General features: G+C 61.4%; 13 protein-coding genes. 7 read left to right on the forward strand and 6 right to left on the reverse strand.

The window, feature by feature from the left end; all coding sequences use genetic code 11:
- Nucleotides 1-2: 2 nt before the first annotated feature.
- The 6 genes from gyrB to dnaA form a co-directional block, all read right to left on the reverse strand.
- Complete coding sequence (gyrB, locus tag FYJ28_RS10005; protein ID WP_055242804.1) at nucleotides 3-2,066, reverse strand: DNA topoisomerase (ATP-hydrolyzing) subunit B; 2,064 nt, start codon at nucleotides 2,064-2,066, stop codon at nucleotides 3-5.
- A 283-nt stretch (nucleotides 2,067-2,349) separates the two neighbouring features.
- A complete protein-coding gene (locus FYJ28_RS10010) occupies nucleotides 2,350-2,919 on the reverse strand; it encodes a DUF721 domain-containing protein (RefSeq protein ID WP_082413657.1) in 570 nt (189 codons plus the stop codon).
- Nucleotides 2,882-4,066, reverse strand: coding sequence for a DNA replication/repair protein RecF (gene recF, locus FYJ28_RS10015; protein WP_055242808.1), 1,185 nt, complete (start codon nucleotides 4,064-4,066; stop codon nucleotides 2,882-2,884). Before recF ends, FYJ28_RS10010 begins: the two co-directional genes overlap by 38 nt.
- A 75-nt stretch (nucleotides 4,067-4,141) precedes the next feature.
- The gene (gnd, locus tag FYJ28_RS10020) at nucleotides 4,142-5,104 is read right to left on the reverse strand and encodes a phosphogluconate dehydrogenase (NAD(+)-dependent, decarboxylating) (protein WP_154579166.1); all 963 of its coding nucleotides are present in this window, start codon (nucleotides 5,102-5,104) and stop codon (nucleotides 4,142-4,144) included.
- Nucleotides 5,105-5,170: 66 nt separating this feature from the next.
- The gene (dnaN, locus tag FYJ28_RS10025) at nucleotides 5,171-6,295 is read right to left on the reverse strand and encodes a DNA polymerase III subunit beta (RefSeq protein WP_326831641.1); all 1,125 of its coding nucleotides are present in this window, start codon (nucleotides 6,293-6,295) and stop codon (nucleotides 5,171-5,173) included.
- Nucleotides 6,296-6,869: 574 nt separating this feature from the next.
- Nucleotides 6,870-8,288 carry a chromosomal replication initiator protein DnaA gene (gene dnaA, locus FYJ28_RS10030; protein ID WP_055242813.1) on the reverse strand — a complete coding sequence of 473 codons (1,419 nt, stop codon included), beginning with the start codon at nucleotides 8,286-8,288 and terminating at the stop codon, nucleotides 6,870-6,872.
- A gap of 464 nt (nucleotides 8,289-8,752) precedes the next feature.
- On the opposite strand from dnaA, the gene rpmH reads away from it, so the two are divergent.
- The 7 genes from rpmH to FYJ28_RS10065 all read left to right on the forward strand — a co-directional run bounded on the left by rpmH (nucleotide 8,753) and on the right by FYJ28_RS10065 (nucleotide 13,171).
- Entirely contained in the window at nucleotides 8,753-8,890 is a 138-nt protein-coding gene (gene rpmH / locus FYJ28_RS10035; protein ID WP_055854070.1) for a 50S ribosomal protein L34, read from the forward strand.
- A gap of 61 nt (nucleotides 8,891-8,951) precedes the next feature.
- Entirely contained in the window at nucleotides 8,952-9,311 is a 360-nt protein-coding gene (gene rnpA / locus FYJ28_RS10040; RefSeq protein WP_082413658.1) for a ribonuclease P protein component, read from the forward strand.
- A gap of 14 nt (nucleotides 9,312-9,325) precedes the next feature.
- On the forward strand, nucleotides 9,326-9,724 hold the full coding sequence (gene yidD, locus FYJ28_RS10045) for a membrane protein insertion efficiency factor YidD (RefSeq protein ID WP_195840646.1): 399 nt from the start codon (nucleotides 9,326-9,328) through the stop codon (nucleotides 9,722-9,724).
- A gap of 9 nt (nucleotides 9,725-9,733) precedes the next feature.
- Nucleotides 9,734-10,696, forward strand: a complete 963-nt coding sequence (gene yidC / locus FYJ28_RS10050) for a membrane protein insertase YidC (RefSeq protein ID WP_055242814.1) — start codon at nucleotides 9,734-9,736, stop codon at nucleotides 10,694-10,696.
- Nucleotides 10,693-11,232: a Jag family protein gene (locus tag FYJ28_RS10055; protein WP_055242816.1), complete on the forward strand. Its 540-nt coding sequence runs from the start codon at nucleotides 10,693-10,695 to the stop codon at nucleotides 11,230-11,232. The genes yidC and FYJ28_RS10055 overlap by 4 nt, the downstream gene beginning before the upstream one ends.
- A gap of 55 nt (nucleotides 11,233-11,287) precedes the next feature.
- Nucleotides 11,288-11,917, forward strand: coding sequence for a 16S rRNA (guanine(527)-N(7))-methyltransferase RsmG (gene rsmG / locus FYJ28_RS10060; RefSeq protein ID WP_055242817.1), 630 nt, complete (start codon nucleotides 11,288-11,290; stop codon nucleotides 11,915-11,917).
- 363 nt (nucleotides 11,918-12,280) lie between these two features.
- Nucleotides 12,281-13,171 (forward strand): ParA family protein, encoded by an 891-nt coding sequence (locus FYJ28_RS10065; protein ID WP_082413679.1) that lies wholly within the window; start codon nucleotides 12,281-12,283, stop codon nucleotides 13,169-13,171.
- The last annotated feature ends 78 nt before the right edge of the window (nucleotides 13,172-13,249 follow it).

The following is a 13,249-nucleotide window of genomic DNA, read 5'->3' on the forward strand; positions in this document are numbered from 1 at the left end:
CACTAGATGTCCAGGAACCGGACGTCCTTGGCGTTCTGTTGGATGAAGTTGCGCCTGGATTCGACGTCTTCGCCCATGAGCACCGAGAAGACCTGGTCCGCGGAGGCTGCGTCGTCCATGGTGACCTGCAGCAGGGTGCGGTGGTCCGGGTCCATGGTGGTGTCCCACAGCTCGGTGTAGTCCATCTCGCCCAGGCCCTTGTAGCGCTGGATGCCGTTGTCCTTGGGAAGACGCTGGTTGTTTGCCAGGCCGCGCGCCACGACTTCGTCGCGTTCCCGGTCGCTGTAGACGTAGTCGTGCGGGTGGTTGGACCACTTGATCCGGTACAGCGGAGGCTGGGCCAGGTACACGTAACCCTGCTCGATCAGCGGACGCATGTAGCGGAAGAGCAGTGTCAGCAGCAAGGTGGTGATGTGCTGGCCGTCGACGTCGGCATCGGCCATCAGCACGATCTTGTGGTAGCGGGCCTTCTCGACGTCGAAGTCTTCGCCGATGCCGGCACCGAATGCCGTGATCATTGACTGGACTTCAGCGTTGGAGAGCGCCCGGTCCAGCCGGGCACGCTCCACATTCAGGATCTTGCCGCGCAGCGGCAGGATGGCCTGTGTTTCAGGGTTGCGGCCGCGGACGGCGGAACCGCCTGCCGAGTCACCCTCCACGATGTAGATTTCAGACTTCGACGGGTCCTTGGAGGAGCAGTCCTTCAGCTTGCCCGGCATGCCGCCGGACTCCAGGAGTCCCTTGCGGCGGGTGGATTCGCGGGCCTTGCGGGCCGCCAGCCGGGCCTGGGAGGCCTGGATCGACTTGCGAATGACATCGCGGGCAGGACCGGGATTGCGTTCCAGCCAGTCACCGAGCTGGTCGGTCACGACGCGCTGGACGAAACCCTTGACCTCGGAGTTGCCGAGCTTGGTCTTGGTCTGGCCTTCGAACTGCGGTTCGGCGATCTTCACGGAGATGACGGCGGTGAGGCCTTCACGGATGTCGTCACCCGTAAGGTTGTCGTCCTTCTCCTTGATGATGTTCTTTTCCCGCGCGTACCGGTTGATCAGCGAGGTCATGGCAGCACGGAAGCCTTCTTCGTGCGTTCCGCCTTCATGCGTGTTGATCGTGTTCGCGTACGTGTGGACACTCTCGGAGTACGCGGTGGTCCACTGCAGGGCCATTTCCACGGCCATCTTCTTGTCATTGTCTTCGGTTTCGAAGGCAATGATGTCGTCGTGGATGACCTCTACCTTTTTGGAGCTGTTCAGGTGATGAACGTAGTCCAGCAGGCCGTTGGCGTACATGTAATCGACACTGCGGTGCTTCGGAGCATCGTCTTCAGCGCCGTCCTCGGCAATTTCCTCGGTCACGTCGTCGAGCTGGCGCTCATCCGTGAGCACGATGCGCAGGCCCTTGTTCAGGAATGCCATCTGCTGGAACCTGGCACGCAGGGTTTCGAAGTCGAACTCGGTGGTCTCGAAGATCTCCGGGTCCGGGTAGAACGTCTGGGTGGTGCCGGTTTCTTCGGTTTCCTCACCCTTGCGGAGGCCTCCCACCGGGTGGCCGCCGTTCTCGAAGGTCTGCCGCCAGACAAAGCCCTGGCGCTTCACCTCGGTTTCGACGCGGGCAGAAAGAGCGTTCACCACGGAGATGCCAACACCGTGCAGGCCGCCGGAAACGGCGTATCCGCCGCCGCCGAACTTGCCGCCGGCGTGCAGGATTGTCATGACAACCTGGACCGTCGGCATGTTTTCCGTCGGGTGCATGTCCACGGGGATGCCGCGGCCGTTGTCCGTTACCCGGACGCCGCCGTCGGCCTGGAGCGTGATGTCGATCCGGTCGCAGTATCCGGCCAGGGCTTCATCAACGGAGTTGTCCACCACTTCATAGACCAGGTGATGCAGACCGCGGGGTCCGGTGGAACCGATGTACATACCCGGGCGCTTGCGCACAGCTTCCAGGCCTTCAAGAACAGTAATCTCATTGGCGCCGTACTCGTGCGGTGCCAGAGCTTCGCTGTCTTCCTGGGGGGCGGGCTCCGTGTTGTCTAGCTCGTTGCCAAGCTCATTGTCGTTAGCCACAGGTGCTGTCGACTCCTCTTGTGTCGGTCAGAATTTGGCACCCCGTCCTGCAGGGGACAGAGCGCCTCTACTACCAATTCTACCGTGCTAAGGGTACCTTTGCTGGCCAAAACACCCCTCCAGAGGCCACTAAAGCCACTTTTGAGACAGTTTTGAGTGCTCACACGGCTCCGGATACGTCCTCCGGGGTTTGCAGCCCGCAAACCCGCACGGAGGGCGTGTGAAGCCGAGCACAAAAAGAGCGAATTTTCAACAACTTTTTTCGCTCCTTTCACACGCGGTGCTATCCGTACGTGTCCCGGGGGCCCCGGCCCTTTACGCTCCTGAGTCCCTTGCGCCAGTTTGGTGCCGCCGGCCCAATAACTTCGATCCGCGTCACGACGCCGGAGCCGAGTTCGGCGTCGAACCGTTCAATCAGCGTCTGGCGCAGCAGCCGAAGCTGGGTGGCCCAGGCAGTGGAGTCGCAGCGGACCTGGACGGTGGTGTCGGAAAACGATTCGGGTTTGCAGTGGGCGCTGACCTCCGGGCCTACGAGTTCCTCCCACCGGGAGATCACGGACCCTACGGCCACGGGTGAATTCCAGCCCCGCTCATTCACGAACCGGCTAAATACCTTGCCCAGCCCCTGGGGGTCCCTTCCGGTGTACTCCCCCGGAACGAACCGGGGAGTTCTGCGTGCACCCTGCTTCCGCTGGCTGGCCGGAACCCGCTGATTGCCGCGCGCCTGGGCAGCCTGGCGCATCCGGTTGAGCTGTTCTCGGGCCGCGTCCGGAAGGTCGCTGCCGTCGGCGGCCGGGTCATCCGGCCCCTGGTTCTCAGCTGGAGGCTGCACGGATTCCTCCTGGCACAACATGGATCTGTTCTCCCGCAAGGGCTTCGGGTATGTCCTCCCCGACGGCGGCGGTAACGAGGACCTGCTCGGCGCCGGCAACAATCGAGGCCAGCCGGCCCCGGCGTCCGGCATCCAGCTCCGCAAAAACATCATCGAGGATCAGGATGGGACCTGAACCGGGTGTTGGGTCGTCGTCGCGAAGCAGGTAGTAGGACCCAAGCCGCATTGCCAGGGCAAGTGACCAGGTCTCTCCGTGCGAGGCGTACCCCTTTGCCGGAGCCTGGCCAAGAATCAGCTCAACGTCGTCCCGGTGCGGGCCAACCAGGGAAATCCCTCGGTCAATCTCCCGCTTGCGGTTTGCTGCGAATGCCTGCAGGAACCGGGCACGCAGTTCCTCCTGCGTCAGTCCCAGCAGCTCGGCCGAATCAGCGCCTCCCGGGGCGGCGCCGTCGTCATCCACCTCGCCGACAAGCGTTGAGCGGTACGTGCTGCAGGCCTTCTTGGATCCGTCTGTCAGGTCCTCGTAGGCGCCCTGAAGGTGGGGGGTAAGCCGGTCCAGCGCCTGCAGGCGGGCAGCAAGAAGCTGGGCGCCTGCTTCAGCCATGTGGTGGTCCCAGACCTCCAGTGTGGCCTCGTGGGCGGAGGTAAACCGCCCGCTCACGCGGGCGGACTTCAGCAGGGCATTGCGCTGCTTGAGCACACGCTCATAATCCGCCCGGGTCGCTGCGTGCCGCGGGACCAGGGAAACAATGAGGTCGTCCAGGAAACGGCGGCGTGCAGAGGGATCGCCCTTGACCAGGGCCAGGTCTTCCGGAGCGAAGAGCACCGTGCGGCAGATGCCGAGGATGTCGCGCGCACGCACCGGGTTGGCCCGGTTGATCCGTGCACGGTTGGCCCGTCCCGGATTGATTTCAACTTCCAGGGCGGTGGCCTGTGATCCACGGACGATGCGGGCGCGCACCAGGGCCTGCCCGGCGTCGAATCCGACCAGCGGGGCATCGGAACTGACCCGGTGGGAAGAAAGCGAAGCAAGGTAGCCGATTGACTCGACGATGTTGGTCTTGCCCGTGCCGTTGGGGCCGACAAAAACGCTGACGCCGGGAGTGAGGCTGAGGTCCAGCTGCGCGTAGCTTCGAAATCCGGTTAGTGAAAGGTAATCAACGTACACGCTGCTCCACCTGCTGTTACCTTCCTGTTCCTGCGTCTGTGCTGTAGTGCCGGGTCCTCTCCAGACTACCGCCGGTTATTCCGGAGCTCCGGCTTCACCGATTGCCTCTTCAGCCGGCGTCCGCGCCCGGGTTCCGGCTGATCCGTTTCCGTCGCCGGCAGCCTCCTTCACGGCGTGGCCGCCGAACTGGTTCCGCAGGGCAGCGACCAGTTTCATGGCAGCGGAATCATCCTGCCGGGAGGCGAAACGGGCGAAGATGGCTGCGGAGATCACCGGGACCGGGACTTCGGCTGCGAGGGCTTCTTCCACAGTCCAGCGGCCCTCGCCGGAATCCTCCACGAAGCCTGCGACACGGCTTAGCCCGGGGTCTTCCTGTACAGCTTTGACAGCGAGTTCCAGGAGCCATGAACGGATCACCGTTCCGTTTTGCCAGGCCCCGAAGATGCCAGGCACATCCGTAATGATGTCCTGGGCTTCAAGGAGCTCATATCCTTCGGCATATGCCTGCATCAGTCCGTATTCGATGCCGTTGTGGACCATCTTGGCGTAGTGGCCGGCGCCGGTGGCCCCGGCATGGACAAAGCTGTCCGCCCGCGCACCTTCCGGGCGAAGGGCATCAAAAACCGGCATTGCCTCCGCGACGTCCGCTGGATCGCCTCCGACCATAAGCCCATAGCCGTTTTCCCTGCCCCAGACACCGCCGGAGACTCCGCAGTCCAGGTATCTAATTCCCTTGGCGGCCAGCAGCGCGGCGTGTTTCCCGTCTTCCGTGAACCGTGAATTGCCCCCGTCGATGACCAGGTCTCCCTCGGTCAGGACTTCGGACAGGTCCGTAATCACCGCGGATGTCACGGCACCGCTGGGCACCATGACCCAGACGATGCGGGGAACGGGGAGCATGGATGCCAGCTCTGCAAGCGACCCGGCATCGGAACGAACCGGGTCCCGGTCAAAACCGGATACCTGGATTCCTTTGGACCGCAGCCGCTCACGCATGCTGAAGCCCATTTTCCCGAGTCCAATCAGGCCAATGTGCATTTCGGTTCCTTCCTTCTCAGGTCCACGTCAGTGGACGGAAAGGCTCTCGAAACGCTGGCGAAAGCCTTACTGGTTCGGCAGCCGGACCGGCATCAGCAGGTACCGGTAGTCTTCCTGGTCATCTCCGGTGAGTTCTTCCTGGGCGGAAATGACAGCAGGCTTCGGCGGCGTTGTGAAGGAGAAACGCACGTACTTGCTCGGGAAAGCACCCAGGCCTTCACTGAGGTAGTGCGGGTTGAAGGCAACGGTAATTTCGTCACCGATCAGGGAAGCTTCCAGGGCTTCGGATGCCTGGGCATCTTCACCGGTGCCGGCGTCAAGGGTGACCTGGCCGTCTGTGAAGGCAAGGCGTACCGGAGTGTTGCGTTCTGCCACCAGGGAGACGCGGCGGACCGCTTCAACCAGGGCGTGGGTCTCCACGGTGGCGTGGATCGGAGTGTTCTCCGGGAAAAGCGACCGAATCTTGGGGTAGTCGCCGTCAACGAGCAGCGAAGTGGTGCGCCGTCCGCCGCTTTCAAAACCGATCAGTTCGCTGTCTCCGGAAAGGGCGATGTTCAGGTCGCCTCCTCCGCCAAGGGTCTTGGCAACTTCATTCAGTGTTTTGGCCTTGACCAGCGCGGAAGTTGAGATTCCCGGTGTAGCCGGCTTCCACTGGAGTTCCCGCAGCGCGAGCCGGTAGCGGTCGGTGGCAAGGAAAGTGATGAGATCGTCTTCGATCTCCATCCGGACACCGGTCAGGATGGGCAGGGTGTCATCACGGCTTGCAGCGATGATCACCTGGGAGACAGCCTGCGCGAACACGTCGCCGTCCACGACACCGCTGACGTCGGGAAGGGCGGGCAGCTCCGGGTATTCGGAGACCGGCATGGTGGCCAGGTTGAAGCGGCTGTTCCGGCAGGTGAGCGTGACCTTGGAGCCGTCAGTCTCGACGTCGACCGGCGCTGAGGGAAGGCTGCGGCAAATCTCCGCCAGCAGGCGTCCGGAAACCAGAATGGTTCCTTCTTCGGAGATGTCTGCAGGAATCTGGAGCCGTGCCGAGATCTCGTAATCGAAGCTTGCGATGCTCAGGGAACCGGATTCGGCCTTGATCAGGAGACCCGAAAGTACCGGAACCGGCGGGCGGGGGGAGAGGGACCGTGCCGTCCACGTAACCGCCTCAGCCAGGACATCCCGCTCAACTCTGAACTTCACTGCAGGGTGCCGCCTTTCACAACGTACTTATCAGTACTACTGAACTTTCATGAACACGCAAGGGAGCAATCGTGCTCCCTCAAAAGACAAGGCCGCCCGGCTGTCCGCCAGGGAATCACAACAATACCCTGTGCAAGCTTACCGCCAGGCGGGTTTACCCTGCACCGGCGCAGCAGGGTCGTTTGAAGGGTTGTGCAATCGCCCAAAGGCCTGCGAATCACCACTTCCCTCCCGAATCTGGCGTTCCCGGAGAACGTCGGATGTTTGGCCCGGAAGGTCAGATGTTATTTGGTGGAACCCAAATTCTTAAGATTCGTAGTGTTAATAACTCCTGTGGATACTGTGGACAACTCGCTCCACTCGCCCGAATCGGCGCTTTAAGGCTGTTGATAACTTGTGGATGGCCAGCCTACGCGCTGAGGCCGGGTGTTGGAAACTATTTTTCGGTTCCGCGTATCCACAGGGAAGTGCACGCTGTGCCGGGTTGTCCACCGAGTTATCCACACCCTTGTCCACATCTGTTAATTTCGAGCCCCTTCGGGGCCCTTACATCCCTGTACTGGCGCGGATTTTCCTAGGCTTCGCGCTGCTGCTGCTTGATCCGGTTTGTGAGCTCAGTGACCTGGTTGTAGATCGCCCGCCGTTCCGCCATGAGTTCGCGGATCTTCCGGTCGGCATGGATGACGGTCGTGTGGTCGCGCCCCCCAAGCTCCTGGCCGATCTTGGGAAGGGACATGTCGGTAAGTTCCCGGCACAGGTACATTGCGATCTGCCGGGCAGTGACCAGGGTCCGGGTCCGGGACTTGCTGCAGAGTTCCTCAAGGCTGATCTGGAAGTACGCTGCGGTCTGGCCCAGGATTGACGCCGCAGTAATCTCCTGGGCGCCGTCGTCAGTGATGAGGTCTTTGAGCACAATCTCGGCGAGCCCCACGTCCACCTGCTGGCGGTTCAGGCTGGCGAAGGCCGTGACACGGATAAGTGCGCCCTCAAGTTCGCGGATATTCGTGGAGATTTTGGAAGCAATGTACTCCAGGACATCATCCGGAGCGCTGAGCGAGTCCCCGATGGCCTTCTTGCGGAGAATGGCGATGCGGGTTTCCAGTTCAGGGGGCTGAACATCGGTCAGGAGGCCCCACTCGAACCTGGAGCGCATCCGTTCCTCAAATCCGGAGAGCTGCTTGGGCGGCAGGTCGGAAGTAATCACAACCTGCTTGTTGTGGTTGTGGAGTGCGTTGAACGTATGGAAGAACTCTTCCTGGGTTGCATCCTTGTTGGCGAGGAACTGGATGTCGTCAATGAGGAGGATGTCCACGTTGCGGTACAGCTGTTTGAAGCTGGCACCCTCGTCGTACCGGATCGAGTTGATGAAATCGTTGGTGAACTCTTCGGAATTCACGTACCGGACGCGGATGCCGGTGTAGAGGTGCCTGGCGTAGTGCCCGATGGCATGGAGCAGGTGAGTCTTGCCGAGTCCGGAGTCCCCGTAGATGAAGAGCGGGTTGTAAGCCTTGGCGGGAGCTTCGGCCACGGCCACAGCTGCTGCATGGGCGAACCGGTTGGAAGAACCGATCACGAATGTCTCGAATACGTACTTGGGATTCAGCCGGCCAAACTCCTGCGAGGTGCTTGGCGGAGTAGGCGACGGTGCGCTCTCACCCGTGGGAACGGGGGACGGAGTGCTTTCTTCGGGCTCGGGCTCCGGCTCGGCCTGCACAGCAGGTGTGAGGTCAGCGTCAATGACGAAGGCACACTGGATGTCAGCCTGGAAAACAGTCTTTAGGACTTCATCGAGGATGTTCTTGAGCTGGGTCTGCAGGACTTCGCGCGTCAGTTCGTTGGGCACTGCGACCAGAAGGGTGGTTCCAATCAGTCCCTGGGCCTGGGCCAGGACAACAAATCCGCGCTGGCGGGGCGAGACCCTGTCATCGGACTCCAGTGTGCGGATGACCTTCCGCCAGGAGCTGCCGACATCGTTGATTTCGTCCGTACCCACAAAAACCTCTCGTGACGCCCGCGGAGGGCGGTCTAAGAAACCGGAAGCCAGGCCTGGATTCCGAAGGGCTCATCCACAGAGTTATGCACAGCCGTGGATAAAACGCCCCGGGGCAAGCCTAGATCAAGATTTACACAGTCGGTAGCTGGATTCCTGCGGCCAGGCGCCACTTGGGACATCACTCACAATGCCATGTACTAAAGCACACCGAACCACTTGTCCACAGGTGTTGATAGTCCGGTCCCCACAGGGGTGCGGACCCCCGGTTTGACTGGAATCGGGGTCTCACCTAACGTTGAGTAGTCCTTTGTGTCTGCTATCTGCACTCATTCATGCCCATCAGGGTTCTGGGAATCAGGGTCCAGGTCCGGGTTGAGCGTAGTCAGACACATGAAAACTTAGCGCCGCTTGTGCTTCCCCCTTGATGCAGCAGGCGCAGCGCATATTGTCTTGGAGTAACCACCGTGAGCAAGCGGACTTTTCAGCCGAATAACCGCCGTCGTGCCAAGAAGCACGGCTTCCGCCTTCGCATGCGTACCCGTGCCGGCCGTGCCATCCTTTCTGCACGCCGTTCCAAGGGCCGCACCGAACTGTCGGCATAAAACAGCCTTAGGTTTGCCGATGCTGCATCAGCAGCTCAGTCCCACCACCTTGGCGTCCTGAATGCTGGGCGCAAGGAACCGGGTACGGTCGTCGGCGGATTTTTCCCATACCGTACGTTCCGGTGCCCGAAGTGGGCGCCGGAACGTAGTCTTATATGCAGTGCCAAACCCGGCCGCGCCCACGCGCGTCGGGTTCATTGTGTCGAAGGCGGTTGGGAACGCCGTGACACGCAACCTCGTTAAGAGAAGACTGAGAGAAGCAGCAGCGCAAAGCCTGGCAGAAAACCCCACCGGGTTGGACATAGTCGTCAGAGCGCTGCCGCCGGCAGCATCAGCGTCGTGGGCGCAGCTTAGCGCTGACTACGCCGGTGCCCTCTCAACATGCTTGAACAAGCTTTCCCGGCAAGATCCAAAACCATGAGGGAGGGGCAGACAATGGGCCGCACCGGACGTAATCCGGCGAAGGCCTCTGTTGGTGCTGCCATTTTCCGGGCGATCCGTCCGGTCCTGACGTTTTTCTGGAACCTTCCCCGGAACTTTCTCATCGGTTTCCTCATCGCCTACCGCAAGGTAGTTTCCCCGCTTTACGGGCCAGTGTGCCGATTCTTTCCATCCTGTTCGGCTTATGCCCTTGAGGCGATAACCGTTCACGGAGCGGTCAAAGGAACCTGGCTGGCTGCCCGGAGGCTGGTTCGCTGCCATCCGTGGAATGACGGCGGAGTGGATCATGTGCCTGCTGGCCGCCGGACCTGGCCCCAGGACTCAGTCCCCAAGATTATTGTGCTGAATCATCCCGTGATTCCGGCAGACGAAGACAGCCGCTCGGCGGCTTGAGGAGTGTAAATGGGTTTCTTCGACACGATACTGTTCCCCTTCAAGTGGGTGGTGTCATGGATCATGTGGATCTTCCACGAGGGATTCGTCTTCCTCGGAATGGATGCCGCATCCGGTTGGACCTGGACACTGTCCATCATCGGCCTCGTGATCGTGATCCGGGCTGCGCTGATTCCCGTCTTCGTCAAGCAGATCAAGGCCCAGCGCGGTATGCAGTCGCTGCAGCCGGACCTGCGCAAGCTCCAGCAGAAATACAAGGGCAAAACCGACCAGCTCTCCCGTCAGGCAATGACGCAGGAGCAGATGGCGCTTTACAAGAAGCACGGCACGAACCCCTTCGCGGCCTGCCTGCCGATGCTGATCCAGATGCCGTTCTTCTTCGCGCTGTTCCAGGTCCTCAACGGCGTTTCCAACGCCAGCGCCGGCGGTGAGGGCATTGGCGCCCTGACACCCGCGGCGATCACCCAGTTCGACGAAGCCACCATCCTTGGAGCTCCGCTTTCCTCTTCGCTGCTTCACGGTTTCGGCACCGAGGGCCACACCTCCGTCGTCGTCCTTTCGATCATCATGATCATCGCAATGACGGCTTCGCAGTTCATTACGCAGAAGCAGATCATGTCCAAGAACATGTCTGAAGAAGCGCTGCAGAGCCCGTTCATGCGCCAGCAGAAGATGATGCTCTACGTACTGCCGCTCGTGTTCGGCGTCGGCGGCATCAACTTCCCGATCGGTGTCCTCATCTACTGGACCACCACCAACCTGTGGACCATGGCGCAGCAGTTCTTCGTCATCCGCCGCATGCCCACCCCCGGATCCCCGGCTGCAAAGGCCCTGGCTGAGCGCCGTGCGCGCAAGGGCCTGCCCATGGTGCCGCTGCTGGGCGAAAAGAAGGCCGAGCCGGCTGAAGAAGTACCCGTCCCCGTCAAAGGCCAGCGCCAGCAGCCCCAGCGCAAGAACAGGAAGAAAAGATGAGCACTGAGCACGTCGATGAAACCGTTGAAGAACTGCCTGAGCCGGGAGAAAGCGGCACCGCCAGCCGCCTCGAGGAAGAGGGCGACGTAGCAGCCGACTACCTCGAGGAACTGCTCGACATTGCCGATATCGATGGTGATATCGACATCGAGGTTCGCAGCGGGCGCACTTACATTTCAGTTGTTTCCGAAGAGGGAGACGACTCCGGCCTGCAGTCCCTGGTGGGCGAGGACGGAGAGGTCCTCGAAGCGCTTCAGGAGCTGACCCGGCTTTCAGTGTTGACGGCCACGGATAGCCGCTCGCGGCTGGTCCTGGACATCTCCGGCTACCGGCAGGAACGCAGCGAGGAGCTCCACCGGATTGCCGAAGACGCGGTATCCCGTGCCAAGACATCGGGCAAGGACATTGCCCTGGCTCCGATGAGTGCCTACGAGCGCAAGATCGTGCACGACGCCGTCGCGGACCTCGGTCTGGTCAGCGAGTCCGAGGGTGAAGGGGCAGGCCGCCACATCGTGGTGTCCCTCCCCGACGCTTAACCGCCCGCCGGCACCGATCGCACGCCAAGAGTTCTACGACAAGGATCAGTTTTCCGTGGTTGAAATTACGCCTGCCGAGCATACGGCGGCGGTCAAGGTATTCGGGGAGCGGCTGCCGCTGGCAGAGCGCTACGTTGAACACCTGGCCACCTCCGGGATGGAACGGGGCCTGCTGGGCCCGCGCGAGGTTCCCCGGCTTTGGAGCAGGCATGTGCTCAACTGTGCGGTGGTTGCAGACCTCATTCCTGCCTCAAGCAGGGTAGCGGATGTCGGGTCCGGGGCAGGGCTGCCCGGGCTGTGCCTGGCGATCGCGCGCCCGGACCTGTCAATGACCCTCATCGAGCCCTTGGAACGGCGTGTTACCTGGCTGAACGAAGTCATTGATGACCTTGGTCTGGATAACGTCGAAGTGATTCGCGGCCGCGCTGAACAGGTAATCGGCAAAGTGGACGTTGACGTCGTAACTGCCCGGGCTGTCTCGGCACTGTCCGGGCTTGCCGGCCTTACCATTCCGCTTCTCGCCGGCTCAGGAGAGGTCCTGGCCATCAAGGGACGCAGCGCTGCTGAGGAAATCGAGAAGGCAGCCAAGCAGATCCGGCGTCTTGGCGGCAAAGAGACCACCGTAGTCACCGCCGGGGAAGATGTCCTCGAGGAACACACCACAGTCGTACGTATTGTGGTCTAGGTCTGCACAGCGGTTATCCGTTGTGCACACACCCGAACCGATCCCGGCATATTGCGGGGCAGCCGATAGGCTAGAGGCAGTAATGCCTTATGTTGTGAAAGTGAGCATGTCCCGGTGAGTGTGCGCGATTCTGCCGCAAAACGAATTCCCCCCTTTGCCGCGCTCGGCTCTGCCTTCTCGTCGCCTTTCTCGAGGTCTCAACCTCAGGAGGTTGTTGAAGCAGCGGGCCACTTGCCTGTTTCACGTGAAACAGGAGATGCTGTTGCAACACAGTCTGCCGGCGCATTCGATGTGCCTGATTCCGAGACCAGCGAAGGTGGTGTAGCCGGCCAGGCGGTCCTCCCGTCCGAGTCGGTAGACGTTATGGACCTGATGGACGAGAGCACACCCCTGGCCCGCGAACTGGCCAGCGAGACCCGCCGCCGCGAGAAACTCCGCGGCCGCGTCCTGCCACGCCCCGCTGAAACCCGGATCATGACGGTGAGCAACCAGAAGGGCGGAGTCGGGAAGACCACAACGACCGTCAACCTGGCGGCGGCCCTGGCGACAGCCGGCCTGAATGTCATGGTGATCGACATTGATCCCCAGGGCAACGCATCGACGGCACTGGGAATTGACCACCGGGCGGACGTCGAGAGCATTTACGATGTGCTCATCGAGGATCTGCCGCTGGGAAAAGTTGTGGCCCAGTGCCCCGATATCAAGAACCTGATCTGCGCTCCCGCCACCATCCATCTTGCCGGCGCCGAAATTGAGCTCGTTTCCCTCGTCGCACGTGAACAGCGGCTCCGCCGGGCAATAGATGTCTATGCCGCAGAGCGCAAGGAGGCGGGAGAGGAGCGGCTCGACTACATCTTCATCGACTGCCCGCCGAGCTTGGGCCTGCTCACCGTCAACGCTTTCGTTGCCGCCCGGGAAGTCCTCATTCCCATCCAGTGCGAGTACTACGCCCTCGAGGGCCTCAGCCAGCTGCTCAAGAACATCGAGATGATCCAGAAGCACCTGAATGCTGACCTGGTTGTCTCAACGATTCTGCTGACCATGTACGACGGCAGGACCAATCTTGCTGCTCAGGTGGCCGCTGAAGTCCGGGAGCACTTCCCACAGCAGGTTCTCTCGGCCGTGGTTCCGCGTTCTGTCCGCATTTCCGAGGCGCCGAGTTACCAGCAGACGGTCATGACCTACGATCCTTCGTCCACGGGTGCGTTGTCTTACCTGGAAGCAGCGGCTGAGATCGCACAGCGGTCTGTCTAGACACTCCCTCTGGGATCCCGGCCGTTCATGAAGCCGAACCGTAGAATACTCTCACAATCAATCCATGCCGCTTGCTGT

Source organism: Arthrobacter sp. BL-252-APC-1A (assembly GCF_009696625.1).
Taxonomy (GTDB): domain Bacteria; phylum Actinomycetota; class Actinomycetes; order Actinomycetales; family Micrococcaceae; genus Arthrobacter_B.